The 25,355-nt window shown below is 70.3% G+C and carries 25 protein-coding genes; 8 read left to right on the forward strand and 17 right to left on the reverse strand.

What is annotated here, in order from left to right:
• Positions 1-30: 30 nt before the first annotated feature.
• The gene (gene lpdA, locus A5643_RS03605; protein ID WP_066852040.1) at positions 31-1,428 is read right to left on the reverse strand and encodes a dihydrolipoyl dehydrogenase; all 1,398 of its coding nucleotides are present in this window, start codon (positions 1,426-1,428) and stop codon (positions 31-33) included.
• Positions 1,429-1,787: 359 nt separating this feature from the next.
• Between lpdA and A5643_RS03610 the strand changes: the two genes are divergently transcribed.
• Positions 1,788-2,651, forward strand: a complete 864-nt coding sequence (locus A5643_RS03610; RefSeq protein WP_066852042.1) for a cyclopropane mycolic acid synthase family methyltransferase — start codon at positions 1,788-1,790, stop codon at positions 2,649-2,651.
• A 12-nt stretch (positions 2,652-2,663) separates the two neighbouring features.
• Here the strand turns inward: A5643_RS03610 and A5643_RS03615 are convergent, their stop codons facing one another.
• From A5643_RS03615 to A5643_RS03635, 5 genes are all read right to left on the reverse strand, one after another.
• Positions 2,664-3,485 carry a hypothetical protein gene (locus A5643_RS03615; protein WP_156628498.1) on the reverse strand — a complete coding sequence of 274 codons (822 nt, stop codon included), beginning with the start codon at positions 3,483-3,485 and terminating at the stop codon, positions 2,664-2,666.
• Positions 3,478-3,756 (reverse strand): putative holin, encoded by a 279-nt coding sequence (locus A5643_RS03620; RefSeq protein ID WP_066852044.1) that lies wholly within the window; start codon positions 3,754-3,756, stop codon positions 3,478-3,480. Before A5643_RS03620 ends, A5643_RS03615 begins: the two co-directional genes overlap by 8 nt.
• 29 nt (positions 3,757-3,785) lie before the next feature.
• Positions 3,786-4,226 (reverse strand): DUF779 domain-containing protein, encoded by a 441-nt coding sequence (locus A5643_RS03625; protein WP_066852046.1) that lies wholly within the window; start codon positions 4,224-4,226, stop codon positions 3,786-3,788.
• The gene (gene exaC, locus A5643_RS03630) at positions 4,226-5,749 is read right to left on the reverse strand and encodes an acetaldehyde dehydrogenase ExaC (protein WP_066852048.1); all 1,524 of its coding nucleotides are present in this window, start codon (positions 5,747-5,749) and stop codon (positions 4,226-4,228) included. The genes A5643_RS03625 and exaC overlap by 1 nt, the downstream gene beginning before the upstream one ends.
• Before the next feature lie 129 nt (positions 5,750-5,878).
• On the reverse strand, positions 5,879-7,705 hold the full coding sequence (locus A5643_RS03635; RefSeq protein WP_066852050.1) for a fatty acyl-AMP ligase: 1,827 nt from the start codon (positions 7,703-7,705) through the stop codon (positions 5,879-5,881).
• A 134-nt stretch (positions 7,706-7,839) separates the two neighbouring features.
• Here A5643_RS03635 and A5643_RS03640 point away from each other — a divergent pair, with 134 nt between their 5' ends.
• Entirely contained in the window at positions 7,840-9,852 is a 2,013-nt protein-coding gene (locus tag A5643_RS03640) for a prolyl oligopeptidase family serine peptidase (protein ID WP_231995437.1), read from the forward strand.
• Here A5643_RS03640 and A5643_RS03645 read toward each other — a convergent pair.
• Genes A5643_RS03645 through A5643_RS03655 form a run of 3 tightly spaced genes read right to left on the reverse strand, consistent with a single transcriptional unit; the run spans position 9,849 to position 12,762 of the window.
• The gene (locus A5643_RS03645; RefSeq protein WP_066852056.1) at positions 9,849-10,664 is read right to left on the reverse strand and encodes a hypothetical protein; all 816 of its coding nucleotides are present in this window, start codon (positions 10,662-10,664) and stop codon (positions 9,849-9,851) included. The two genes, A5643_RS03640 and A5643_RS03645, sit on opposite strands and share 4 nt — an antisense overlap.
• The gene (locus A5643_RS03650) at positions 10,664-12,181 is read right to left on the reverse strand and encodes an aldehyde dehydrogenase family protein (RefSeq protein WP_066852058.1); all 1,518 of its coding nucleotides are present in this window, start codon (positions 12,179-12,181) and stop codon (positions 10,664-10,666) included. Before A5643_RS03650 ends, A5643_RS03645 begins: the two co-directional genes overlap by 1 nt.
• A 53-nt stretch (positions 12,182-12,234) precedes the next feature.
• Positions 12,235-12,762 carry a mycothiol transferase gene (locus tag A5643_RS03655; RefSeq protein WP_066852059.1) on the reverse strand — a complete coding sequence of 176 codons (528 nt, stop codon included), beginning with the start codon at positions 12,760-12,762 and terminating at the stop codon, positions 12,235-12,237.
• 70 nt (positions 12,763-12,832) lie between these two features.
• On the opposite strand from A5643_RS03655, the gene A5643_RS03660 reads away from it, so the two are divergent.
• The gene (locus tag A5643_RS03660; protein ID WP_066852061.1) at positions 12,833-13,423 is read left to right on the forward strand and encodes a hypothetical protein; all 591 of its coding nucleotides are present in this window, start codon (positions 12,833-12,835) and stop codon (positions 13,421-13,423) included.
• A gap of 52 nt (positions 13,424-13,475) precedes the next feature.
• On the opposite strand, the gene A5643_RS03665 is transcribed toward A5643_RS03660, so the two are convergent.
• The gene (locus A5643_RS03665) at positions 13,476-13,871 is read right to left on the reverse strand and encodes a tautomerase family protein (protein ID WP_066852087.1); all 396 of its coding nucleotides are present in this window, start codon (positions 13,869-13,871) and stop codon (positions 13,476-13,478) included.
• A gap of 7 nt (positions 13,872-13,878) precedes the next feature.
• The gene (locus A5643_RS03670) at positions 13,879-14,475 is read right to left on the reverse strand and encodes a TetR/AcrR family transcriptional regulator (protein ID WP_066852063.1); all 597 of its coding nucleotides are present in this window, start codon (positions 14,473-14,475) and stop codon (positions 13,879-13,881) included.
• Positions 14,476-14,581: 106 nt separating this feature from the next.
• On the opposite strand from A5643_RS03670, the gene A5643_RS03675 reads away from it, so the two are divergent.
• A complete protein-coding gene (locus A5643_RS03675; RefSeq protein ID WP_066852065.1) occupies positions 14,582-15,052 on the forward strand; it encodes a DUF1772 domain-containing protein in 471 nt (156 codons plus the stop codon).
• A gap of 13 nt (positions 15,053-15,065) precedes the next feature.
• A complete protein-coding gene (locus A5643_RS03680; protein WP_066852067.1) occupies positions 15,066-15,425 on the forward strand; it encodes a nitroreductase/quinone reductase family protein in 360 nt (119 codons plus the stop codon).
• Positions 15,426-15,443: 18 nt separating this feature from the next.
• Here A5643_RS03680 and A5643_RS03685 read toward each other — a convergent pair whose 3' ends face one another.
• The 4 genes from A5643_RS03685 to A5643_RS03700 all read right to left on the reverse strand — a co-directional run bounded on the left by A5643_RS03685 (position 15,444) and on the right by A5643_RS03700 (position 20,026).
• A complete protein-coding gene (locus A5643_RS03685) occupies positions 15,444-16,142 on the reverse strand; it encodes a GAF and ANTAR domain-containing protein (RefSeq protein ID WP_066852072.1) in 699 nt (232 codons plus the stop codon).
• A gap of 302 nt (positions 16,143-16,444) precedes the next feature.
• A complete protein-coding gene (locus tag A5643_RS03690; RefSeq protein WP_066852074.1) occupies positions 16,445-17,578 on the reverse strand; it encodes a site-2 protease family protein in 1,134 nt (377 codons plus the stop codon).
• A 29-nt stretch (positions 17,579-17,607) separates the two neighbouring features.
• The gene (locus tag A5643_RS03695; RefSeq protein WP_066852076.1) at positions 17,608-18,795 is read right to left on the reverse strand and encodes an RtcB family protein; all 1,188 of its coding nucleotides are present in this window, start codon (positions 18,793-18,795) and stop codon (positions 17,608-17,610) included.
• 52 nt (positions 18,796-18,847) lie between these two features.
• Positions 18,848-20,026, reverse strand: coding sequence for an MSMEG_1130 family ribosome hibernation factor (locus tag A5643_RS03700; protein WP_066852078.1), 1,179 nt, complete (start codon positions 20,024-20,026; stop codon positions 18,848-18,850).
• A gap of 133 nt (positions 20,027-20,159) precedes the next feature.
• Here A5643_RS03700 and A5643_RS03705 point away from each other — a divergent pair, with 133 nt between their 5' ends.
• Both A5643_RS03705 and A5643_RS03710 read left to right on the forward strand, forming a co-directional pair.
• Positions 20,160-21,896 carry an N-acyl-D-amino-acid deacylase family protein gene (locus tag A5643_RS03705; RefSeq protein WP_066852080.1) on the forward strand — a complete coding sequence of 579 codons (1,737 nt, stop codon included), beginning with the start codon at positions 20,160-20,162 and terminating at the stop codon, positions 21,894-21,896.
• A gap of 50 nt (positions 21,897-21,946) precedes the next feature.
• The gene (locus tag A5643_RS03710) at positions 21,947-22,993 is read left to right on the forward strand and encodes a DUF8017 domain-containing protein (protein WP_082948707.1); all 1,047 of its coding nucleotides are present in this window, start codon (positions 21,947-21,949) and stop codon (positions 22,991-22,993) included.
• A 9-nt stretch (positions 22,994-23,002) separates the two neighbouring features.
• Here the strand turns inward: A5643_RS03710 and A5643_RS03715 are convergent, their stop codons facing one another.
• Positions 23,003-24,019, reverse strand: a complete 1,017-nt coding sequence (locus A5643_RS03715) for an aldo/keto reductase family protein (RefSeq protein WP_066852081.1) — start codon at positions 24,017-24,019, stop codon at positions 23,003-23,005.
• Between the two features lie 38 nt (positions 24,020-24,057).
• Between A5643_RS03715 and A5643_RS03720 the strand changes: the two genes are divergently transcribed.
• Positions 24,058-24,450 (forward strand): hypothetical protein, encoded by a 393-nt coding sequence (locus A5643_RS03720; RefSeq protein WP_066852083.1) that lies wholly within the window; start codon positions 24,058-24,060, stop codon positions 24,448-24,450.
• On the opposite strand, the gene A5643_RS03725 is transcribed toward A5643_RS03720, so the two are convergent.
• On the reverse strand, positions 24,435-25,253 hold the full coding sequence (locus A5643_RS03725) for an MBL fold metallo-hydrolase (RefSeq protein WP_066852085.1): 819 nt from the start codon (positions 25,251-25,253) through the stop codon (positions 24,435-24,437). The two genes, A5643_RS03720 and A5643_RS03725, sit on opposite strands and share 16 nt — an antisense overlap.
• Positions 25,254-25,355 lie beyond the last annotated feature (102 nt).

The following is a 25,355-nucleotide window of genomic DNA, read 5'->3' on the forward strand; positions in this document are numbered from 1 at the left end:
GGGGCCCGGTGCCGTTGTGGGGCAGCCGGCTCACATGTTGATCATGTGTCCGACCAGCCCGTGGAAGCATTCCTGCAGCGCCTCGGACATGGTCGGGTGGGTGTGCACGTTGCGGGCCAGCTCGTTGGCGGTCAGGTCCCACTTCTGGGCCAGGGTGAGTTCGGGCAGCAGCTCGGAGACGTCGTGGCCGACGAGGTGCCCGCCGAGCAGTTCGCCGTAGCGGGTGTCGGCGATGAGTTTGACGAACCCGCTCGGGTCGCCCGCGCCGTGCGCCTTGGCGTTGGCGGTGAACGGGAACTTCGCGACCTTGATGTCGTAGCCCTCGTCGCGGGCCTGCTGCTCGGTGAGGCCGAAGCTGGCGACCTGCGGTTGGCAGAACGTGGCGCGCGGCATCATCCGGTAGTCGCCCAGCGTCATCGTCTCGGCGCCGCCGATGGTTTCCGCGGCCACCACGCCCTGGGCTTCGGCGACGTGAGCCAGTTGCAGCAGGCCGGTCACGTCGCCGATCGCGTAGATGTGGTCGACGCTGGTGCGCATGTATTCGTTGACCCCGATGCCGCCGCGCTCGGTCAACTCCACACCGGCCTCGTCCAGTCCGTAGCCTTCGACGTTGGGCGCGAAGCCGATGGCCTGCAGCACCTTGTCGGCGGTGAGGGTCTCGGTCTTGCCGTCCTTGCTGATCGTGACGGTGACCTGGTCGCCGTCGTCGGCGATGTCCTCGACCTTGGTGCCGGTGCGAATGGTGACACCGAGCTTGCGGAACTGCTTCTCGATCTCCTTGGAGACGTCGGCGTCCTCGTTGGGCAGCGCGCGCGGCAGGAACTCCACCATCGTGACGTCGACGCCGTAGCTGGCGAGGATGTAGCCGAACTCCATGCCGATCGCGCCGGCGCCGGCGATGATGATCGAGTCGGGCAGGTCGCGGGTGAGGATCAGCTTCTCGTAGGTGACGACGTTCTCCGACAGCGAGGTGCCCGGCACCAGCCGGGTGCTGGAGCCGGTCGCGATGATCGCGTTGTCGAAGGTCAGCTCCTCGGTGCCACCGTCGTTGAGTTCCACGCGCAGGGTGCGGGGGTCCGTGAAGCTGCCCCGGCCCTGGTACTCGGTGATGTTGTTCTTCTTCATCAGGTAGTGCACGCCGGAGACCCGGCCGTCGGCGACCTTGCGGCTGCGGTCGAAGGCCACTCCGTAGTCGAAGGTGACCTCGCCGTTGATGCCGAACAGTTCGGCGTCCTTGGTGAAGACCTGCGCCAGCTCGGCGTTGCGCAGCAGCGCCTTGGAGGGGATACAGCCGACGTTCAGACAGACTCCACCCCAGTACTTCTGCTCGACGACAGCGGTTTTCAGGCCGAGCTGGGCGGCGCGGATCGCGGCGACGTACCCGCCGGGCCCGGCGCCGAGGACAACGACGTCATAGTGGCTAGTCACCCGCTCACCTTAACGGGTCCGAGCCGCGGCGGAAGCCGGGACCGAGCGGGGCCGCCGGACCGCGCGATCGAAGGTTTCACCTCGCCGCGGGGCGGGTATGAATGCGCGACGGCAGCCGCGCCACGACCGCTGATGCACCCCGGCGGGGTGTGTACGGGAAGTGGTACTGGCGGCGGCCGGGGCAACGGGCATACCGTTGCCGTCGGACGGGGTGTTCGGCCGCGGGGGCACTTGGTGCGGTCGCACGTCGTCCGGTGTCCGCGTCGGCATCGGGCCGTCGGGGGCGCCAGGGGGTCACTCGGCGTTCAGCGCAGTGCGTTTGGTGATTCAACACCGGAACCACGCGAAGGGATGCACGGATGACCGAGAAAATGGCTCCGCACTTCGATGATGTGCAGGCGCACTATGACCTGTCCGACGAGTTCTACCAGTTGTTCCTCGATCCGAGCCGCACGTACAGCTGCGCCTACTTCGAACGGGATGACATGAGCTTGGCCGAAGCCCAGCTCGCCAAGATCGACCTGTCCCTGGGCAAGCTGGGTCTGCAGCCCGGCATGACGCTGCTCGATGTCGGCTGCGGGTGGGGCGCCACCATGGAGCGAGCCGTCGGCCGCTACGACGTCAATGTCGTCGGGCTGACCCTGTCGAAGAACCAGGCGGCCCACGTCGAGAACCTGTTCGCCACGATGGACAGCCCGCGGGACCGGCAGGTGCTGCTCGAGGGGTGGGAGCGGTTCGACCGGCCGGTCGACCGGATCGTGTCGATCGGGGCGTTCGAGCACTTCGGCCACGAGCGCTACCCGGCGTTCTTCAAGGCCGCCTACGAGCTGTTGCCGCCCGATGGGGTGATGCTGTTGCACTCGATCACCGGGTTGACGCTGCCGCAGATGGCCGAGCGCGGCATGCCCTTGACGTTCGAGTTGGCCCGCTTCGCGAAGTTCATGATGACCGAGATCTTCCCCGGCGGTCGGCTGCCGTCGATCGAGTTGGTGCACGAGCACGCGACGGCGGCCGGCTTCTCCGTGGCGCGGACGCACTCCCTGCAACCGCACTACGCGCGGACGCTGGACTGCTGGGCGGCGGCGCTGGAGAGCCACAAGGACGAGGCCATCGCGTTGCAGTCCGCGGAGGTCTACGAGCGCTACATGAAGTACCTGACCGGCTGCGCCGACGGGTTCCGGGTCGGCTACATCGACGTCCACCAATTCACGTTGGTGAAATAAGCCGCGCTGGGGTCAATACGGCAGGATGCCGAGCAGGCAGCGCCCGCCGAGCTGTTCGTGCACCTGGCAGTAGTAGTGCCCGTACAGCGGCGCGGCGCCGATCACCGAGGCGCAGACCGCGCTGGTCACCGCCAGGGCGGTCGCGGCGACCAGCGGTTTGCTGCTCATCATCGCCAGGATCAGGCCGCCGACGGTGCAGGCGATGACGTAGACCAGGGTGACGAAGACCGCCGGGGTCTTGTCGATCAACTCGACCCACCAGTAGTACAGGCCCACCCCGATCGCCATGGCCGGCAGCCACACCGCGGCGAACACCAGCACCAGCTTCCACCACTTGAGGTAGCTGTATTGGCCGGGCACCACCACCGAGCGCGCCGGCACGGCGAGCTCACCGGTGTCGTCCTCCGTCGCCGGGGCTGCGTCGGTCTGGACGCCGGCCCGGACACCGACTGGGACCCCGTCCGGTTCCTCGGGCTCGAATTCGTCGGCGAGGTCGGCCTCGATGTCGGCGACGCCATCGGAGTCGGCCTCGGCCTGCGACCAGGCCTGCACGTCACCCTGCGACCACGATCCGGAGTCGGAGTCGGCGTCGGCCCAGGTCTCCGGGGCGGCTTGGGCGGCCTGCTCCCCGGAGTCCGCGTCTTCGGCGAGTTCCGCGTCGGCCTCGGCGCCCAGCGGCTCGGGGAACGGCCCGGAGTCGAAGATCGGGGCGGCGGTCGGCTCGGTCTGCGGCAACGATTCGGGATCGACTTCGGGCCTGGTGCCGGGCCCGGTTTCGGGGTCGACTTCGGGATTGACTTCGGGGTTGACGCCGGAGTTGACGTTGTCAGCCACCCTGCACCACCTCGAGCGCCACCAACGCACCGAACCAGCCGGGTGCCACCGCGAAAACGAATGCGCCCAGCGCCGTCATCCATCGCCGACCCGAGGTCGCGACCATCAGCACCCCGGCCGCGCTGGGCACCCCGACCACCAGCGCGATCACCACGTCGGGACGCACCGGGGTCTGCACCACCATGGTGACGCCGATGCCGACGACGATGCCCACGGCGACCCCCAGCAGCATGGCGCTGGCCAGGACCCAGGGACGCGGCAGGGGAATCACACCGTCGACTTTACTGCGAGTGGGTGCGGCTAGCGCGGTACCGACGCGGCGTGCCCCCCGCTGTCCTGGTCGGCGCCGGTGATGATCGGCTGCGCGGCGAGTTCGGCATTCTCCTCGTCGGTGAAAGTGCGGCTGCGAGTCAGGAACCGTTGCCCCTCGGGGGCTTCCAGGCTGAAGCCGGCGCCGCGGCCGGGCACCGCGTCGATGATGAGTTGGGTGTGCGCCCACGCCTCGAACTGCGGACCGGAGATCCACACCCGCACCCCGTGCTCGCCGGTCTGGCTCCCCACCGCCAGGGTGCCCAGCAGGACGTCGCGGTCGCCGACCAGGAACTCCCCGTCGGGGTAGCACATGGGCGCCGAGCCGTCGCAGCAGCCGCCGGACTGGTGGAACATCACCGGACCGTGCTGGTCCTGCAGCCGGGCCAGCAGATCCGCGGCGGCGTCGGTGATCACCACCCGCGCGGGCATCAGAACAGGCCCATCGCCTGGTCGCTGTAGGAGACCAGCAGGTTCTTGGTCTGCTGGTAGTGGTCGAGCATCATCTTGTGGTTCTCCCGGCCGATACCGGACTGCTTGTAGCCGCCGAACGCCGCGTGCGCCGGGTAGACGTGGTAGCAGTTCGTCCAGACCCGGCCGGCCTTGATGTCGCGCCCGGCGCGGTAGGCGGTGTTGATGTCGCGGCTCCACACCCCCGCGGCCAGCCCGTAGAGGGTGTCGTTGGCGATCGCGATGGCGTCGTCGTAGTCGGTGAACGAGGTGACGGTGACGACCGGGCCGAAGATCTCCTCCTGGAAGACGCGCATCGAGTTCTTGCCCGCGAAGATCGTCGGTTGGATGTAGTAGCCGCCGGCGAGGTCGCCGCCGAGGTCGGCGCGCTCCCCGCCGGTCACCAGCCGAGCGCCCTCCTGCTTGCCGATCTCGATGTAGGACAGCACCTTCTCGAACTGGTCGTTGGAGGCCTGACTGCCGATCATGGTCTGCGGGTCCAGCGGATCGCCCTGGCGGATCGCCTTGGTGCGGATCGCCGCCAGTTCGAGGAACTCGTCGTAGATGTCGGCCTGCACCAGCGCCCGCGACGGGCAGGTGCAGACCTCGCCCTGGTTGAGCGCGAATCCGGCGAAGCCCTCCAGCGCCTTGTCCTGGTAGGCGTCCGGGGCGGCGAGCACGTCGGAGAAGTAGATGTTGGGGCTTTTGCCGCCGAGTTCGAGGGTGACCGGGATGACGTTCTGGCTGGCGTACTGCATGATCAGCCGGCCGGTGGTGGTCTCGCCGGTGAAGGCGATCTTGGCGATCCGGTTGGACGACGCCAACGGCTTGCCCGCCTCGGCGCCGAACCCGTTGACGACGTTGACCACCCCGGGCGGGATCAGGTCGCCGATCAGGCCCATCAGGTACATGATCGACGCCGGGGTCTGCTCGGCGGGTTTGAGCACCACCGCGTTGCCCGCGGCCAGCGCCGGGGCCAGCTTCCAGACCGCCATCAGCAGCGGGAAGTTCCACGGGATGATCTGGCCGACCACCCCGAGCGGTTCGTGGAAGTGGTAGGCGACGGTGTCGTCGTCGATCTGGGAGAGGGTGCCCTCCTGGGCGCGGATCGCGCCGGCGAAGTAGCGGAAGTGGTCGACCGCGCCGGGCAGGTCAGCGGCCAGCGCCTCACGGATCGGTTTGCCGTTGTCCCACACCTCGGCCACGGCGAGGGCGGGCAGGTTCTCCTCGATGCGGTCGGCGATCTTGTTGAGGATCACCGCGCGTTCGGCCGGGGCGGTTTTACCCCAGGCCGGGGCGGCGGCGTGCGCGGCGTCGAGGGCCTTGTCGATGTCGGCGGCGTCGGAGCGGGCCACCTCGCAGAACACCTCGCCGGTCACCGGGGTGGGGTTCTCGAAGTAGCGTCCCGCCACCGGCGGCACCCACTCCCCGCCGATGTAGTTGTCGTAGCGGGACTGGTAGCTCATCAACGCATCCGGGCTGCCGGGGCGCGCGTAGACGGTCATTTCGCCACTCCTCGTCGTCGCTGCGCGTCAAGGAGCGCCGGCCGTGAGCCGGGCCGGCCTCGCCGCGCGGTGTTATGCACCTCACACTACCGCTGCGACGCGACCGCGGCCCGCCGACCGCACCCGGGATTACAGCTCGCCGGCGAGGTAGCGGACCCGGCACTCGCGGCGGGCGAGTTTGCCGCTGGTGGTGCGCGGGATCCGGCCGGCGCTGACCAGCCGGATATCGGCCACCGCCAGCGCGTGATGACGCGAGACCGCCGCCCGGATCGCCTCGATGACCGGCGCGGGGTCGGTGCGCCCGGCCCCCGCCCCGCGTTCGGCGATGATCACCAATTCCTCGCCGCCGCGCTCGCCGGGCACCGAGAAGGCGGCCACGTAGCCGGTGCGCACCGCCGGCGAGGCGGCGCCGACGGTGGCCTCGATGTCCTGCGGATAGTGGTTGCGGCCGTCGACGATCACCAGGTCCTTGATGCGCCCGACGATGTAGAGCTCGTTGTGCAGGTACATGCCCAGGTCCCCGGTGCGCAGCCAGGCCGCGCCCACCGGCGCGCCGTCGGCGTGGCTGCCGGTTTCCAGCCGGGTCTGCAGCTTGTTCTCGAAGGTCAGCGCGGTCTCCTCCGGACGCCGCCAGTAGCCGCGGCCGAGGTTGTCGCCGTGCAGCCAGATCTCCCCGACCCGCCCGTCGGGCAGCTCGGCGTCGCTGTCCGGGTCGACGATGACCGCCCATTGGCTGCGCGCCACCCGACCGCAGGACACCTGCGCGACCGCGGTGGGCGCATCCGGCGCCACCTCGACGGCCTGGCCGGCGCCCAGCGCCGCCCGGTCGAGGTAGGTGGCGGTCGCCCGGGCGTCGGGGTCGATGGTGGAGACGAACAGGGTCGCCTCGGCCATGCCGTAGGAGGGTTTGACCGTGGTCTCCGGCAGCCCGTAGGGCGCGAACGCCTCGGTGAACCGGTGGATCGAGTCGATGTTGACCGGTTCGGAGCCGTTGATGAGCCCGACCACGTTGCTCAGGTCGAGTTCCTCGCCCGGCTTGGGCCGGCCGCGCTGGGCGGCCAGTTCGAAGGCGAAGTTGGGGGCGGCGGCAATGGTCCGCCCGTGCCGGGCCTGCTCCGCGAGCTCCCGGATCCAGCGGTGCGGGCGGCGCACGAACGCGGTCGGCGACATCAGCGTGATGTGCCCGCCGCACACGGCCGGGAACATGATCATCAGCAGGCCCATGTCGTGGAAGAGCGGCAACCAGCTCACGCTGCGGCTGGTCCAGTCCACCCCGATCGACACGATCATCTGGATCAGGTTGGTGAACACCCCGCGGTGGGTGATCTCCACACCGGCGGGAGTGCGGGTCGAGCCGGAGGTGTACTGCAGGTAGGCGGTGTCGTCGGTGCCCAGTGTCACCGGGGTGTAGCCGGCGCCGACGGCGTCGGGCAGCGCGTCGATCGCGATGACGCGGGGGCGCCGGGAGCGCGGGATGGCGCGCACGATGGGCTGCACGCTGTCGGCGACCTCGCTGGTGGTCAGCACCACCGTCGGCTCGGCGTCGGCCAGGACGGCGTGCAGCCGGTCGGACTGGCCGGGCAGTTCGGGGGCGAACAACGGGACCGCGATGCCGCCGGCGGCGATGGCGGCGAAGAAGCCCACCACGTAATCCACGCCTTGCGGCGCCAGGATCGCCACCCGGTCGCCGGCGGCGCTGACCTGCTGCAGCCGGGCGGCCACCGCCCGCAGGCGGGCGCCGAGGCGCTCCCAGCTCAGTTCGACGGCCTGCCCGTCGGTGGTGTGGCGGTAGTCGAGGTAGCGGTAGGCGGTCGTCTCGCCGAGGTCGGCGACGTTGGCCTCGAGGACGGACACCAGGGTGGCGCCGTCGGGGATGACGATGTGGCCTTCGGAGTCGAGGAAGTCGTCAAGCTCGGGCTTGCGCACCGCGAAACTTGTGGCAACTCTCTGATTCATAAGGTCAGAATAAGAGTTCTATCTGTGATGTCCAGTTACACCTACATAACGATGTGGTGATTTTCCCCACCGCTCTCGGCGGGCCGAGACGCCCGCCACCAGCGGCTCGCACCACGGCGGCCACAATGAGGGCCGTGAGCACCGACCCGCATCTCTGGCTGGAGGACATCACCGGCGAGGCCGCCCTGGACTGGGTGCGCGCCCGCAACGCCCCGACCGTCGAACGGTTCGCCACCGCGGAGTTCGACGCGCTGCGGGCTGCGGCACTGGAGGTGCTCGACACCGACGCCCGCATCCCGTATGTGCGCCGGCGCGGTGAGTTCCTCTACAACTTCTGGCGCGACGCGCAGCACCCGCGCGGGCTGTGGCGACGCACCACACTGGACTCCTACCGCAGCGAGCGCCCCGACTGGGAGGTGCTCATCGACGTCGACGCGCTGGGCCGCGCGGACGACGTCAACTGGGTGTGGGCCGGCGCCGATGTCATCGAGCCCGACCACACCCGTGCGCTGGTCAGCCTGTCCGCGGGCGGCTCGGACGCGGCGATCGTGCGCGAATTCGACCTGCTCACCCGGGAGTTCGTGCCCGGCGGGTTCGAGTTGGCGGAGGCCAAGACCCACATCACCTGGCTCGATGGCGACACCGTCCTGGTCGGCACCGATTTCGGGGCCGGCTCCCTCACCGGCTCCGGCTACCCGCGGGTGGTCAAACGGTGGCGCCGCGGCCAGCCGCTGGCCGAGGCCCAGACCCTGTTCGAAGGCGCCGTCACCGACGTCGCGGTCACCGCCCGCGTCGACCGCACTCCCGGTTTCGAGCGCACCTTCATCAGCCGGGCCGTCGACTTCTTCAACGACGAGGTCTACCAGCTGCGCGCATCCGGCGACGACGACGAACTGATCCGGCTGGACGCGCCCACCGACGCGTCGGTCTCCGCGCACCGGCAGTGGCTGCTGATCGAACTGCGCACCGACTGGTCCACCCCCACCGCCGCCTACCGGGCGGGGTCGCTGCTGGCCGCCGACTACGACGACTTCCTGGCCGGCACCGCCGAGCTGACGGTGGTGTTCGAGCCCGACGAGCACTCCGCGCTGCACCACTACGCCTGGACCCGCGACAAGCTGGTGCTGGTGACGCTGGTCGACGTGGCCAGCCGGGTGGAGCTGCTCACTCCCGGCAGCTGGCGGCGCGACCCGGTGCCGGAGGTGCCGGCCAACACCAGCGTGGTGGTGGTCGCCGCCGACGACACCGGCGACGAGATCTTCATCGACTACAGCGGCTTCACCAGCCCCTCCCGGCTGCTGCACGGCGCCGCCGGCGGGCCGCTGCAGCAGATCAAAGCCGCCCCGTCGTTCTTCGATGCCGAGAACATCACGGTCACCCAGCATTTCGCGACCTCCCGGGACGGGACCGCGATCCCCTACTTCGTGGTGCGACCCGACTCGGCGACCGGACCGACGCTGCTGGGTGGCTACGGCGGGTTCGAGGTGGCCCGCACCCCCGGCTACGACGGGGTGTTGGGCCGGCTGTGGCTTGCCCGCGGCGGCACCTACGTGTTGGCCAATATCCGCGGCGGCGGCGAGTACGGTCCGCGTTGGCACACTCAGGCGATGCGCGAGGGCCGGCATCTGGTGGCCGAGGATTTCGCGGCCGTCGCCGCCGACCTGGTCGAGCGGGGACTCACCACCGCACCGCAACTCGGCGCGCAGGGCGGCAGCAACGGCGGTCTGCTGATGGGCATCATGCTCACCGCCTACCCGAAGTTGTTCGGCGCGCTGGTGTGCAGCGTCCCGCTGCTGGACATGCGCCGTTACCACCGGCTGCTGGCCGGGGCGTCCTGGGTCGCCGAATACGGCGACCCCGACGATCCCGCCGATTGGGAGTTCATCGCCGAATACTCGCCGTACCACAATATTTCGTCTTCCGTCGACTATCCGCCGGTGCTGATCACCACCTCCACCCGCGACGACCGGGTGCACCCGGGGCATGCCCGCAAGATGACCGCCGCACTCGAAGAGGCCCGCCATCAGGTGCTGTACTACGAGAACATCGAGGGCGGGCACGCGGGAGCCGCCGATAACGCGCAGGTGGCGTTCCGGTCGGCGTTGAGCTTCACGTTCCTGTGGCAGATGCTCGGCGGCGCAAGCTAATCCGATCGGCGCAGGCCACCGAGCACTCCCGTCAGCACCCCGACCGCGACCAGGATCCCGCCGCCGGCCAGCGTCAGGTTCAGCCAGTGATGCAGGCTCCCGATCGCGTGGTCGACCATGATCTCGGCGATCCGGCGGATGTCGCCGGCGGTGGAGTTGAGCGCCTCGTCGAGCCGGCCGCGCCCCACCTCGATGCCGGCCCACCCCGACGCACCGACCAGCAGCGCCGACACCCCGAGCCAGGCCAGGGCGCTGCCGCGCCGGCGGGCCAGCACGACGACGCCGAGCGCGGCGAGCGCGGCGAGCAGGCTCGCCCCGATGCTGACCGCGGGCCCCCACACCCGCAGCGCGCGCAGTTGCCCGGACTGCACCGCATCCGGTGTCGCGGTCACCGGGACGGTGACGGTCGCCGGAACCTCATCGAGGAAGGGCCGAAAAGCGCTGTCCTCCAGCATCGGTGCCACGTCCAGGCGCAGGTCCTCGCCCTGTCCGGCGCCGGTGAACAGCCACCGGTGCGCGGCCCGGTTGACCCGCGCGAACTGGGTGGGGAACTCCGGGCCTGCGGTGTAGGCGACCGCCACGTCGTGCACCTGCAGACTGTCGGCGCCGTCGGACTCGGGCAGCCGCATCGCCTGGGTGGTCAGCTGGGCGGCCACCGCGGCCTGCAGGTCGGGGTCCTGGGCGGCCTGCGCGGCCAGCGTTCCGTAGCCGTCGGTGTCGACGAGGTGACGCTGGGCCCACACCGCCGGGACGGCCACCGCCAGCGCCGCGGTGGCGACCAGCCACAGCAGCGCGGTGGCGACCAGCCGCACTACTTGGCGACGCGGCGCGGCCGCGACAGCGACACGCGCGTCATGAGCTTGTTCATCCGCTCCAGCGCCTTGAACGAGTTGTGGTAGTAGTTACCGCCGGCGCCGGCGTTGGTGCGCGGGATGACCACGGTCTCCTGCCGGCAGAACTTGCGGATGCCGTCCGCGCCGCCGAACCGGGCGCCGATGCCGGAGGTCTTCCAGCCGCCCATCGGCGCGGTGGTGCACATCAGGTTGGTGATCACGTCGTTGACGTTGACCGCACCGCAGTCCAACTGCAGGGCGATGTCGCGGGCGCGGTCGTGATCGCGGGAGAACACCGAGGCGCTCAGCCCGTAGGGGCTGGCGTTGGCCAACCGGACCGCCTCCTCGACGGTGGCGACCTTCATGATCGGCAGCGTCGGCCCGAAGGTCTCCTCGGTCATGCACGCCATCGAGTGGTCGACGTCGACCAGCACGGTCGGCGGGTAGAAGCTCCCCGGGCCCTCGGTGCGCTTCCCGCCGGTGAGGGCGCGGGCTCCGGCGGCCAGCGCGTCGCGCACGTGCCGTTCGGTGACGGCCAACTGCTCGTCGTTGATGAGGGCACCGAAGTGGGTGCCGTCGCCGGCACCGACCCGCAGCGCCTCGATGTCGCGCAGCACCGCACTGACGAACTGGTCGTAGACCGACTCGAGCACATAGACCCGCTCCACCGAGACGCAGGTCTGCCCGGCGTTGAACATCGCTCCCCACACCGCGGCGTGCGCGGCCAGGTCGATGTCGGCGTCCTCGAGCACGATCATCGGGTCCTTGCCGCCCAGTTCCAGGCTGACCGGGGTGAGCCGGCGCGCGGCGCGTTCCATCACCTTCACGCCGGTGGCGCTCGACCCGGTGAACTGCACGTAGTCGGCGTTGTCGATGACCGCCTCGGAGACCTCCCGAGCGCCCTGGGCCAGCGCGAACACCTCAGGGCCACCGGCTTCCAGCCACCCGCGGCGCAGCAGCTCGGCGGTGAGCGGGGTGCGCTCGGAGGGCTTGAGCAGCACCGCGCAGCCGGCGGCCAGGGCGCCGATCGCATCCATCATGGCGTTGGCGACCGGGTAGTTCCACGGCGCGATGATGCCCACCACCGGGCGCGGCCGGTAGTGCACGCTGATCTTCTTGATCGCGAGCAGCTTCGACGGCGCCGGGCGCTTCTCGGGCGCCAGCGCCTTCTCCATCGTCTTGATCACATACGACAGGATCATGATCAACAGCGGCACTTCCTGCACCGCGTCGGTCTTGGACTTGCCGGTCTCGGCGATCAGCAGATCCTCGATCTCGTCGCGGTGCTCCCCGAGCCACACCGCGAACCGGGCCAGGGTCTTGGCGCGGCCCTTGGCGCCGCGTTGTTCCCACTCGCGTTGGGCGGCGCGCAGCCCGGCGGCGATCTCCGGGACGGCGGCCGGATCGGTCCAGGTCACCTGCCCGGCGACCTCACCGGTGGCCGGGTTGTGGAAGGTTCCGGTGTTGGGGGTCTGCACGTCAGAAGTCGCAGTCATGCCACCATGCTAACCGCCGGATGTGATCTCCGTTACCGTGCCCTCGACGGGTGTCAAGTCGCCGCGATGCCCCGTAGGTAGGCGGCCTGGCCCAGATGCTGGGCGCAGTCGTCGATGATGCTGACCAGCCGCACCCCGGCAGTCACCGGCGGATCCCAGTGGCGGTCGACGACACGGGCGAGTTCGGCGGCGTCGACCCGGCCGAGGTAGTCCAGCGTCGCGGCGTGCACCGCGCGGTAGTAGCCGGCCAGCAACTCCGCCGGGGCGCGGACCTTGCCGACCTGCTCGGGGGTGTGGCCGTAGCCGGTGTCGTCACGGTCCAGGTCGAGGCCGAAGCGGTCCACCCACTCACCCCAGACCTGAGCGGTCTCGGCGATGTCGGCGATCTGGAAATCCTGCACCCGCGCCGAGTGCCACAGCAGCCAGGCGATGCTGTTGGCCGACTCGGTGGGGCGATAGGTGGCCACCGCGTCCGGCAGATCCTCGGTGAGCGCGTCGGCGTGCTCGATGAGCCGGGTGAACGCGTCGCGCAACAGATCCTGCAGGGCATCAGTCTCGCTGGTTTCGCTGATCTCGCTCATGGTTTCGACGCTACGCCCGTGCGTAGAACTGCTCAGGACTTCGCCGCGCCGGCGCCCATACGCTCACCGGATGAGCGAGTTTCGCGCCGCGACGGTGGCGGTGAACGTTCCGGCGACGGTGGTACTGATCGGATGGATCTCGTTCGGCCGGGCCCTGTTCGGTATCGGGGTGGGCTGGATGGGGCTGATCGCGCCGATGCTGCTGATCCCGGTGCTGGCGTTCACGACAACGCTGTCGACGATCTTGCTGGCCCGCCAGGGTGACCGGCGGCCACGGCTGGCGGCCGCGCAGGGCGGACTACAGGTGGTCTGCTGGGTCTGCCTGTTCACCGCGGGCTTGGCGATCGGCGACTTCGACGACCACACCGGCTACGGCGGGGTGTTGGCCCACTGGCTCGGTGACACCGCGGCCGCCGCGCAATTCGGCGATACCGTGCTGCTGCTCAGCGCTCTCGGCTGGGTGACCGCCTACCTGGCGCTGGTGGGGTCGGCGCTCATCGGTGTGACCGAAGCCGATCGACCGACCGTGCTGACCCGGGCCGGCGTTTTGGTTGCCGGATTCGCCGGGTTGGCTCTGGTCGTTCCGCATCTGGTCAACTCGCCGCTGGGGTGGGTGCTGGCGCTGGGCCTGGTCGTGGGGTTGCCGTTCTCGATCCGGTGACGCCGCGTCCACCGCGGCATCTGGGCGTGCGGTTGGGCGCCGGGCGGTGAGTTCACACCGTGACGGTGTAGCCCAGGTCGACGTCGCAGGCGGCCCGGCCGCCGCGGATCCCGAAGTTCTCCTTGGTGTTCTCCCGCACCACGATCGCGACATGGTCACCGGGGATCCCCAGTGCGCCGAACCGCTCGACGATGCCGCGGTAGAGCGCGCGTTTGGCCTGCAGCGAGCGGCCGGCGAAGCAGTCGATGGTGACCAGCGTGTACCGCTCGGGGTCGGTCAGGTCGGCCGGGCAGGTGAACCGGTGCGGTTCGTGGACCAGCAGCCGCACACACCGGCTGGCCGCGGGGATGTCGAACGCCGCGACCAGGGCGGCCTGCACCGCCTCGAGCAGCGCCGTTTCCTCGTCGCGGGAGTAGGTGCGGCGGACCTCGATTACGGAGTTGGGCATACCGCGATCATGCCCGACGCGGCCGCGGATCACCCGGGACCAGCGCGGCGACCAGGAGGTCGAGGCGTTCATCGACGTGGCCGGGGCGCAGCCGCTGATCGCGGTCCAGGGTGACCAGCCCGTGCAGCCCCGCCCACACCACCTCGGCGTAGGTCTCGACATCAGGGGTGCTTGCGATCAGCGCGACCACTTCCCGCAGCGCGGCGAACGCGTCGGTCAGCGCCGCCGGGGTGTCTTCGGCACCGAAGTGCAGCGTGGTCGACCGGGTGAACATCGCGTCGTAGAGGGCGGGGTGCTCGACGGCGAAGCCGACGTAGGCGGCGGCGAGCCGGCGCAGCGCCTCCGCGCCGCTGGACGCGCCGGAACCGGCGGCGCGCAGCGCCTCGGCGAGTTCGCCGAATCCTTCCAGCGCGACCGCCGCCACCAGCTCGTCCATACAGCCGAAATGCGCATACAGCACCGGTTGGCTGTACTCGACCGCCGCGGCGAGGCGGCGCGTGGTGACCGCCTCCCAGCCTTCGGCGGCGGCGAGTCGCCGCGCGGCCGCGACGATCGCGTCTCGGCGGGCCGCCCGGTAGCGGGCGCGTCGGTCCGAGATGGCCATGGGCTGAATATAGCGCCGCTAGAAAATTGAGCGACGCTATTGCCACATCCGCGCGATAGGTCTAGCGTTGCTAGCGAATCTAGCGTCGATCGATTGGCGGCCGCCGATGACAGCACCCGGACACGCTCCGGCCCTGGTCGCGTTGCTGGGGGTGGCAGTGCTCTTCGGCACCGACATGTTCTGCGCAGTGGTGTTGCGGCCCGCGCTGGCGCGCCTCGACGCACCGGCGTTGACGGCGACCGCCGGATACCTGCACCTGTACGGAGATCGCCGGATGCCGTTCTTCGGTGCGCTGGGCGCCGTCGGCGCAGCGATCAGTGCGGCCACCGGGCTGTTCACCGGCCATCCGGTGCGGGCGATGGCCGCGGGAACCGCGGTGGCGCTGATGGTCATCTGGCTGCTGCTGTATCTGCGGGTGAGCGCACCGATCAACCGCGCCTTGACCGCGGCCGCCACCGGCCGTGGCCCGGCCGTGGCGCCACATCGGTTGCAAGCCGATTGGGACCGCGTCATCTACCCGCGTGCGCTGCTACAGGGCCTGGCTCTGGTGGCACTGTGCCTCACTCTGACCCACTGAGGAAAGGACGGCCATGACGAAAAGGCACTCGGCGGCGCGAGCACTCATGCGCAGCGCCCCGCTGGTCAACGCGCCGGTGACCGCCCTGGTCACCTCCCGGTTCGGCCGCGCGCTCACCGGCACGGTGGCGCTGGTGACCTACACCGGCCGACGCTCGGGACGCACGTTCACCATCCCGGTGGCCTACCGCCGCACCGGCGACACGGTCACCATCGGGGTCAACCTGCCCGACGCGAAGATCTGGTGGCGCAACTTCCTCGGCGCCGGCGGTCCGCTGACGGTGCGCATCGCCGGCCGGGACCATCCCGGCCATGCGGTCGCGACGCGCGACGAGGCGGGCGCGGTGCGGGTTGTCATCACGCTGACCGGTTAGCGTCGGCGCCCGGGTCGATCAGCCGCCCAGACCCGCTTCGTGCTTCTCGACCACCCAGCGGGCGACCTCGACGAGTTTGATGTTGGCGTTCTGCGAGGTGCGCAGCAGCAACTGGAACGCCTGCATCCCGGTGAGTTGTTCGCGGTGCATCAGGATGCCTTTGGCCTGGCCGATCAGATCGCGGCTGGCCAGGGCCGACTGCAATTGGGATTGCGACAACGCGCCGGCGAAGGCCGCGGAGGCGTGTTGCGCCAGGATCTCGCCGACCAGGATCGATTCCCGATCGAAGACGCCCGGCTCAGTGCTGTAGAGGTTCATCGCGCCGAGGTTCTCCTCGCCGGCGAACAGTTGGAACGCGACCACACTGTGCACGCCCCGTTCGAGTGCCAGCCGGGCGAATCGCGGCCAGCGCGACTCGGCGGCCATGTCGTCGATCAAGACGGTGTGGTGTTCGCGGGTCGCGCTGACGCACGGCCCTTCGCCCAGATCCGCCTGCGCCTGGTCGAGTTCGGCGACCAACGCGTTGCTGGGCATCCGCGATTCGATGCGGCCCCGCCTATTGATCGACACCCCGGCCCAGCGCGCACCGGGCACCAGCGCGACCGCTCCTTCGACGATCACTTTCAGCGTCGCCTCCGGGTCGGTCTGGCCCTGCATCTCGAGGGCCAGGTCACCGAGCACCGACGCCAGGTCGGTGTGCGCGGCGTACTCACCCATAAGTAATTACGGTAATCACAGATCGCCGCGGAGAACACCGCAACGGGCGGCCTTGCCGCCAAATTTGCAGCACCGTCGCAGAAAAGGGGGCGCCCCCGACCGCCGGGTTACTTGACGGTCGGGGGCTGAGCGACGCGACAGCCCGGGCGGCCGCATCGCCTGCACCGCTGATACCCCGTGGCTCATGGGTTTACCCCGAAAACATGAACCTCACAGCTGCGGTGCCGGGGCGCGACGAGTGAACCTCCAGGGAGGCGAGGATCGCGTTTCTTCGCCGCTGAGCTTCAATCGTGGCCGGCGGCTCACCGGTCGAAGCGCGCGCCCAAGCCGTGCAGCGCGGCGGCGCGGCTGATGTCACTCGGGGAGACGATGCCCACCAGCGCGTTGTCGGCCAGCACCAGGGCGCGTCCGTCGGTACACCCCGACAGCCGCGGCAGCAGCGCGGTCAGCGCCTCGTCGGGGTGGGCGACGGGCGCCTCGGCCGGCGGGCAGGCCACCTCCTGCAGCACGGTCGTCGCCCGCTGGTCGGGGGCCACCGCGCGGATCCGGTTGAGCGTCACCAGCCCGCTCAGCCGGCCGGCGTGGTCGAGCACCGGGAAGCTGGAGTGCCTGCGGCCCAGCGCCGTGTGCTGGATGAAGTCCGCCACGGTGACATCCCCGCCGATCGTCTCGGGGTCGGCGGTCATCACGTCGCGCACCCGCACCCCCGCCAGCGCCGTGGTGGTGCGGAGTTGCTGCTCTTCGGCGTTGGCCATGGTGACGACGAACAACCCGAGCAGCACCCACCACAGCCCGCCGAAGCCGGCGCCGCCGAGGGCCTGCAGGATGCCCAACGCGATCAGCACGAACCCGAAGATGCGTCCGGCGCGGGCGGCGACCATCGTCGCGGTATACCGGTCGCCGCGCCACGCCCAGATCGCCGAACGCAGGATCCGTCCGCCGTCCAGCGGGGCCGCCGGAATCGTGTTGAACACCGCCAGCACCACGTTGATCACGGCCAGATAGGCGGCCACTGCCACCAGTAGCGGCGTCGCCTCGGCTTGAGTGCCCAGCCACATCAGCCCGTAGAAGCCGGCGGCGATCAGCAGGCTGCTCGCCGGGCCGACCGCCGAGATGCGGAAGTCCGCGCCGGGGCTCGGCGCATCGCCTCGCAGCCGGGCGATTCCGCCCAGCAGCCACAACGTGATGCCCTCGACGTCGACCCCGTTGCGCTGCGCGACCACCGCGTGGGCCAGTTCGTGGCCCAGCAGTGACACGACGAACAGCGTGGCCGCCAGCACGGCCGCCGCCAGGTAGGCCGCCGTGGGATAGCCGGGCTCGATCTGCGGCAGCTGCACCGACAACCCGGCGACCAGCAACGCCACGATGGCCAGCACGCTCCAATGCGCCCCGACCGCCACCCCGGCGATCCGGCCGAACTTCACTGTCGCCTTCATCGTCGCCTCCTGCGTCGGTGTATCGCCGGTTAAGTGCCCTTGACGTTGAGAACCTGGCGCAGCTCCCCGGTCACCTCGACGAGTTCGGCCGCGTCGGCCATGACCACATCGATGTCCTTGTAGGCCTGCGGGATCTCGTCGACCCAGGCGTCCCCGTGCCGGTATTCGACGCCGGTCATGGCCGCGGCCAGGTCGTCGGCGGTGAACAGCTTGCGGGCCTGGGTGCGCGAGTAGCGCCGCCCGGCGCCGTGCGGTGCCGAGCACAGCGCGTCGGGGTTGCCCTTGCCGCGCACGATGTAGGACCGCGCGCCCATCGAGCCGGGGATCAGCCCGCGCACGCCCTCATGCGCGTCGATCGCGCCCTTGCGGGTCAACCAGACCTCCTTGCCGCCGTGGGTCTCGCGGCGGGTGTAGTTGTGGTGACACAGCACCCGGTCCTTCTCGGTGTCTTCGGCGTCCTCGGCGGCCACGCCCATCCAGTAGGCGAAGGCCTGCCGGAACCGGTCGGTCATCTCCGCACGGTTCTCCAGCGCGAAGGCCTGCGCCCAGGTCAACTCGCGCAGGTAGGTGTCGAATTCGTCGGTGCCTTCCTCCAGGTAGGCCAGGTCGCGGTTGGGCAGGTCGATGCCGCGCCGACGCATCAACTGCTGCGCGGTGCGGATGTGCCGTTGGGCGATCTTGTAGCCGACGCCGCGGCTGCCGCTGTGCAGGAACAGCCAGACGCGGTCCCGGTCGTCGATACACAGTTCGATGAAGTGGTTGCCGCCGCCGAGGGTGCCCAGTTGCAGCCGCCAGTTCTTGCTGTGCGACAAGTCGACGTCCTGGTCGCGGGCCAACCGCTCCAGGGTGTCGATGCGCCCGGCGGTGAAGGCGAACCGGTCCGCCCGCCGGTTGTACCGGCCCGGCGACAGCGGGATGCTCGACTCGATCGAGTCGCGCAGCGCGGTCAGGTCACGCCCGGCCAGATCGGCGCGGCCGAAGGCGGTCTGCACCGCCGCCATCCCGCAGCCGATGTCCACCCCGACCGCGGCGGGCATCACCGCGTCGAGGGTGGGGATGACGGTGCCGACCGCCGAGCCCATCCCGAAATGCGCGTCGGGCATGAGCGCGACGTGCGGGTACACGAACGGCATGCTCGCCGTCTGCTCGGCTTGCCGGATCGTCTGCTCGTCGACCTGGCTGGCGAAATTGACCAGCCGGTCCGTTGTCTTGTCCATTCCTCTCACTCCCACACCCGGCGTCGGCGCTGCCGGCCGGTGCGTGCCGTGGCTACCAGCGCAGCAGCGCGGCGATGCCGTCGACGTCGCTCAGCGTCCCCGCGGCGGCGCCTTCCACCGGACTGATCCGGGCCCCGGTCTCGAAGGCCCGCTCGACGAGCCGCTCGGTCAGCCGCGGCTCCGCGGTGCCGGGCCGGCCATCCGGGCCGACCTCCGCACCGCCGTAGATCGCGCCGTCGGCGCCCACCGCGCCGGTGTAACGCACCTCCGGGTCGTACACCAGGTGGTAGACGCGCCCGGCGTTGAGCGCCGCGGCCACCTCGGACAGACCGAGCGCCGCGTTGCCGGCGCCCGCCGCGTCGCGCACCCGTTGCAGCAGGCGCTGTTCGTCGTCCTTGTGCTGATCGCGGGCCCAGGTGCTGACCGTTGCGGCCAGTGCCGTCTCATCGAGGCTGCTCAGGTTGCGCGGATCGCCGAACACCTTGCCGCGCAACGGTTGACTGAAGCTCGCGACGGCCGGCTCGGTCCAGCGCTCACCACCGCTGACCAGGACCCGTTCCCAGCCCCGCTCCCCGGCCAGCGCGGCGACCACCCCGGTCGCCTGGTCGAGGAACCGCTGCGTCAGATCGCGTTCGCGGGTCTGGCGTTGCTCGCGCACCGGACTGTTGAACTGGCCCTGCGGCCCGCCCCCGATCTGCCCGGCCCGCTCATGCGGCGCCTCGAAATAGGGTTGCTCCATGCGGCTCAGCACCCGCAGCGCTCCGACCCGCCATTCGGCGATCCGGACCTCGTCGCCGGAGACCAGGGCGACCCCGGCGGGCCGGCCCTCGTCGAGCAGTTCCAGCAGCGGGTGGATGAAGGGCCCGTCATCGAGTACGACGCGGTTGCTCACCGGTAACGCACTGTCCAGATGCAGCACCCAGTCGTCGCCCAGCGCGGCGAACGCCATCCGGCTGCGCCCCGAGGCCGTCGGTCCGGCCAGCGACTGGATCTGTGGCCACAGCCGCTCGAGGGCCGCGCCGGTCGCGCGCCGGTCCCCGGGTCCGGCGCCGTCCTCGGCGACGCGGCGCTGCAGTTCGCGGTATCGGTTGCTCAGGTCGATCTCGGCCGCCTGCCGGCTCGGGTCCCGGCTGGGATCGGCGTTGACATAGACCGACAGCACACCGGCCTCGTCGCGACGCCTCGACAACTCCCGCAACTCATCTTCGTTGAGTTGCTCGATCGCGACCACGATTGCTCACCTCGGATCATCTGAAAAACCTGCTGGTCCTCACCTTCGACCATGCCATACCCGGTCGGGCGCGGGCTTACGCCGAACCGCGCCGATCAAGCCGCCGACCGCGCCGCGACCGTAGATTGATGTCATGAGCTATGACCTGGTGATCCGCAACGGCAGCATCGTCGACGGCCTCGGCGGGGCGCCGTATGTCGGCGATGTGGCGGTGCGCGACGGGATGATCGCCGCGGTCGGCCGCGTCGACGAACCCGGCAGGCGCGAGATCGATGCCACCGGACTGCTGGTGACCCCGGGTTTCGTGGACCTGCACACCCATTACGACGGCCAGGCCATCTGGTCGGACCGGCTCAACCCGTCCTCGGCGCACGGGGTGACCACCGCGGTGATGGGCAACTGCGGAGTGGGGTTCGCGCCGTGCCGCGCCGAGGACCACGAGGTGCTGGTCGATGTGATGGCCGGCGTGGAGGACATCCCCGGGGTGGTGATGACCGACGGGCTGGACTGGAGCTGGGAGACCTTCCCGCAGTACCTGGACGCCCTGGCGGAACGGCGCCTCGACATCGACGTCGCGGTGTATCTGCCGCATTCGCCGCTGCGGGTGTATGTGATGGGGCGGCGCGGCGCGGACCGGGAACCGGCCACCGCCGAGGATCTGGCGCGGATGCGCGCACTGGCCAAAGAGGCGGTGCAGGCCGGTGCGTTGGGGTTCGCCTCGTCGCGGTTGGCCACCCACCGCACCGACAGCGGTGAGCAGATCCCCAGCTTCCAGGCCGCCGAGACCGAACTCGCCGAGATCGCGCGCGGGGTCGCCGACGGCGGTGGCGGGTTGATCCAGTTCGTGCCCGACCTGCCCGGCGGCGGGTATCAACCGGTGCTGCAGCAGGTGTTCGACGCCGCCGCGGGCGCCGACCTGCCGGTCACGTTCACCCTGATCGCCGCCAACGCCGGCGAACGGGTGTGGCCGGAGGCGATCGAGATGATCGAACGTGCCAACGCCGACGCCCCGGCGGGCGCCCCGCGGGTCACCGCGCAGGTGTTCCCCCGCCCGATCGGGTTGATGATCGGTTTGGAGTTGACCGCCAACCCGTTCGTGCTCTACCCCAGCTATCAGGAGATCGCCGGGGTGCCGCTGGAGCAGCGGGTGGCCGAGATGCGTAAACCTGAAGTGCGCCAACGCATTTTGTCGGATACGCCGAGCAACGTCCCGGCCAACCCGATCCTGTACATGGCGCAGGCCTGGGACTGGATCTTCCCGCTCACCGAGACGACGTCCGGCGGCGCCGACTACGAGCCGGACCCGGCCGATTCCATCGCCGCGCGCGCGAAAGCGCGCGGGGTCTCACCGGTCGAGGAGGCCTACGACCGGGTGCTCGACGACGACGGCCACGCCATTCTGCTCGGTGCGCTGGCGAACTTCGAAGGCGGGTCGCTGGACACCATCGGGTCGCTGCTGCGCCGTGACGACGTGGTGCTGGGACTCGGTGACGGCGGCGCCCACTACGGCATGATCTGCGATTCCAGCTTCCCCACCTACCTGCTCACCCACTGGGCGCGGGACCGTGCCGAGGGCCGCATCGGCGTGCCCGAGGCGATCCGGCAGTTGACCTCGGTGCCCGCCCGGGTCGCCGGGCTGGGCGATCGCGGCCGTATCGCGGTGGGCGCCAAGGCCGACCTGAACGTGCTCGACCATGCCGCGATGCGGCTGCACAAACCGGTGATCACCTACGACCTGCCGGCCGGGGGGCGACGGCTGGATCAGACCGCCGACGGGTACGTGGCCACGATCGTCTCCGGTGCGGTGATCGCCGAGAACGGCACACCCACCGCGGCACGGCCCGGCAGATTGGTGCGCGGACGGCGCTGACCGGCGGCTTAGGATAGCGGCGAACCGCCGCCGGCCCCCGGGGAGAGCCCATGACCTATCCGCCGTCGCCCAACGAGCCGACGATGCCGTACCCCGAGTACGGGCCCGGCTCCGGCTACCCGCAGGGCTACGGATCGCCTTACTCGCCAGGGTATTCCGGCGCCGGCGGCTACGGTGGCTACGGCGACCACGGCGGATACAGCGGCTATGGCGGCGGCTATCCGCCCTACCCGCCGAGCGGCTATCCGACCTCGCCACCCGGCGGCGGCCCGCCGCCACCGCACAACACCCGCTGGGTGGTTCTCATCATCGTCGCCGTCGTCGCCGTGGTGGCGGCCACCGCGGTAGCCGTGTGGCAGTTCTCCGATTCGGACAGCGCGTCCACCGCCGCATCCACCAGCGCCACGACCGTGACCGGCTCGCCGGCCACCACGACCACCGCCACCACAACCGCGCCGACCACCACGTCCTCGACACCGTCGAAGCCCCTGTCGAGCACCTGCGATGAGCATGCCGCCGGCCCCGGACCGCAGACCCCCGAGGGGTGGGCGACGGTGAACACCCCACGCGGCCTGGTCTACGACGTGCCGCCGGAGTGGGTCATCAAATCGTGCTCGACGCTGATCGGCTGGGAAAAGCCTTGCGACGACGGCCCGTTCGGCTACTGCCCGATCCGGACGATGAGCGGCGCATCCGAGTGGCCGGACCCGGGTTGCCAATCCGAACAATTCGCGGTGGCGGGGGCGCCCGGCGCCAGCAACGCCGAGAGCATCGATGAGGCGGTGCGCATCGAATCCAGCCTGGTCGCCGACATCTTCACCTCCGCCGACGGCGTCGTCCCCACCGTCAGCCTCAGCGAGCCGCGGCAGCTGAGCATCGGCGACACCCCGGCCGTGGAGATCGTCGCCACCGTCTCCGACGTCGGGCCCGGTGAGTGCTCCTCCTCGCCGGGCGGGCTGCACCTGATGCTGGCCACCACCGTGCCCGGCCAGCCCGGCTCGGTGATGTTCGTCGTGTCGATGCGGCAGGGCGGCCCCGGCGACCCGGACCCGGCGCTGGCCGATCAGCTCGTCGACACGCTGCGCTTCGCCGGCTGAGCCCGGCCGCTAAAGCAGCCGCTTGGCCGGGGTGGAGCGGGCGACCAGTTTCGGGTCGGCGGTGACGGCGTCGCCGAGCACCTCGTCGATGCGGGTGCGGGCCTCGGCGGGGATCGTGACCCCGGCCGCCTTGACGTTCTCGGCCACCTGCTCGGGCCGCGACGCTCCGACCAGCGCCGCGGCGACATTGTCGTTCTGCAGCACCCAGGCGATCGCCAGCTGCGCCGTCGACAAGCCCAGCTCGTCGGCGATCGGGGCGAGGTGTTGCACGCGGGTGAGGGTCTCGTCGGTGAGGAAGTGTTTGATCATGTTGGCGCCGCCCTTCTCATCGGTGGCGCGCGACCCGGCCGGTGGCGGCTGGCCGGGTCGGTACTTGCCCGACAGCACCCCCTGGGCCATCGGCGACCACACGATCTGACTGATGCCCAGGTCGCGGCAGGCGGGGACGACCTCCGGTTCGATCACCCGCCACAGCGTCGAGTACTGCGGTTGGCTGGCGATCAGCGACACGCCCAACTGACGGGCCAGGGCGTGGCCGGCCCGGATCTGTTCGGCGGTCCATTCGCTGACCCCGATGTAGAGCGCTTTGCCGGCGCGCACGATGTCGGCGAAGGCCTGCATGGTCTCCTCGAGCGGGGTGAAGATGTCGTAGCGGTGCGCCTGGTAGAGGTCGACGTAGTCGGTGCCCAGCCGGCGCAGCGAGCCGTCGATGCTCTCCATGACGTGCTTGCGGGACAGGCCGGTGTCGTTCTTGCCCTGCGGTTCCGGGCCGGTCGGCCAGTACACCTTGGTGAAGATCTCCAGCGACTCGCGCCGCTGCCCTTTGAGGGCGGCGCCCAGCACTTCCTCGGCGGCGCCGTTGGCGTAGACATCGGCGGTGTCGAAGGTGGTGATGCCGGCGTCCAGGGCGGCGTGCACGCACGCGGTGGCGACGTCGTTCTCCACCTGGGAGCCGTGGGTGAGCCAGTTGCCGTAGGTGATCTCCGAGATCTGCAGGCCGGAGTTGCCCAGGTAGCGAAATTCCATGCCTCCATCCTCGCGCATCCCGCGGCTATTCTCGGGGCATGTCTGCGACCCGAACCGACCTCGACCGGTTGGCCGCCGCGCTGGCCGACTACGACTTCGCCTACCTGATCACCGTCAACGAGACCCACCACTCCCACGCGGTGGCGGTCAACCCGGTGCTCGGCGCGGGTCCCGACGGCGTCATCGAGATCGGTCCGGTGGGCGGCTCCACCGCCAAGAACCTCGACCGGCAGCCGGAGGTGTCACTGGTGTGGCCGCCGCGCGACCCGGCCGACTACTCCCTGTTCGTCGACGGCCGGGCCAGCGTGCGCGACGGCACGGCGACGCTGGTGCCGGTGCGCGCGGTGCTGCACCGCCGCGCCAAGCCGGGCTCGAAGGCCGCCGCCGAAGGCTGCCTGCACGACTGCGAGGTGCTCTACAAAGCCGGGTAGCGCTGCCGCCGGATCGCCACCGTCTCCCCGTCCCTGCCGGCACGGGCGCCGCAGGCCGCCAGCCGTCGGTCCAGATCCGGCGGGTTGTGGTGGCCCAGGTGGATCGCCACCACCTCGGTGTGTTCGACGATTGCGCCGCACGCCCGCAGGCCGGTGACCGTCTCGGCGAAGGTGGGCAGATCGTGGTGGGCGCTGCCGTGTTCGGTGAAGGTGCCGAACGTCTCCTCAAGGAACACCGCGTCGAACGCGGCGCCGGCCAACTCGCGCATCGTCTCGCCGGGGAGCGGACCGGTGTCGGTGGCCCACAGCAGTCGGCCGCCCGCGGGCGCGGTGACGTCGTACAGCAGGGCCTCCCCGCCGAACTCCGCCGCATGGTTGGCCTGCAGCGGCCGCACGTGATAGCTCCCGAGGTCGACGTCGTCGCCGGGCTTGAGGACGCAGAAGCTGATCGGGTTGCTGTCCTCCACCCAGGGTCGGCACTGCGCCAGCGCGCTCTCCGGCCCGAGGACCTCCAGCGGCGCGGTCGTGCGGGTCCAGTGCCGCATCAGCAACGCGCCCGGCCCGACGTGGTCGAAGTGGGCGTGGGTCAACAGGATCTGGCGCACCCCGGTCAGCGACGCGCCCTGCCGCACCGCGGCGCGCGGCACCTCCGGGCCGCAGTCGATCAGCAGCGTGTCGTCGATCAGGGCGGCGGTCTGGCCGCGGATCTCGCCCGCCGCCGCAGCGTTTCGGCAGGAGGCGCAGGCGCAGAACGGGTTGGGCCAACCGTCGGCGCTGCCGGTGCCCAGCAGCTGGATTTTCATGTCCGGGTCACCGTACCGGCGTCGCCGCGTTGACTCTGCATCCAGGGCGCAGATTTTCGCCGAATCGCAGGTGAGCGCCGCCCTCAGCGCAGAGTCAAATCC

This window comes from Mycobacterium sp. 1274756.6, assembly GCF_001668625.1.
Classification (GTDB): domain Bacteria; phylum Actinomycetota; class Actinomycetes; order Mycobacteriales; family Mycobacteriaceae; genus Mycobacterium.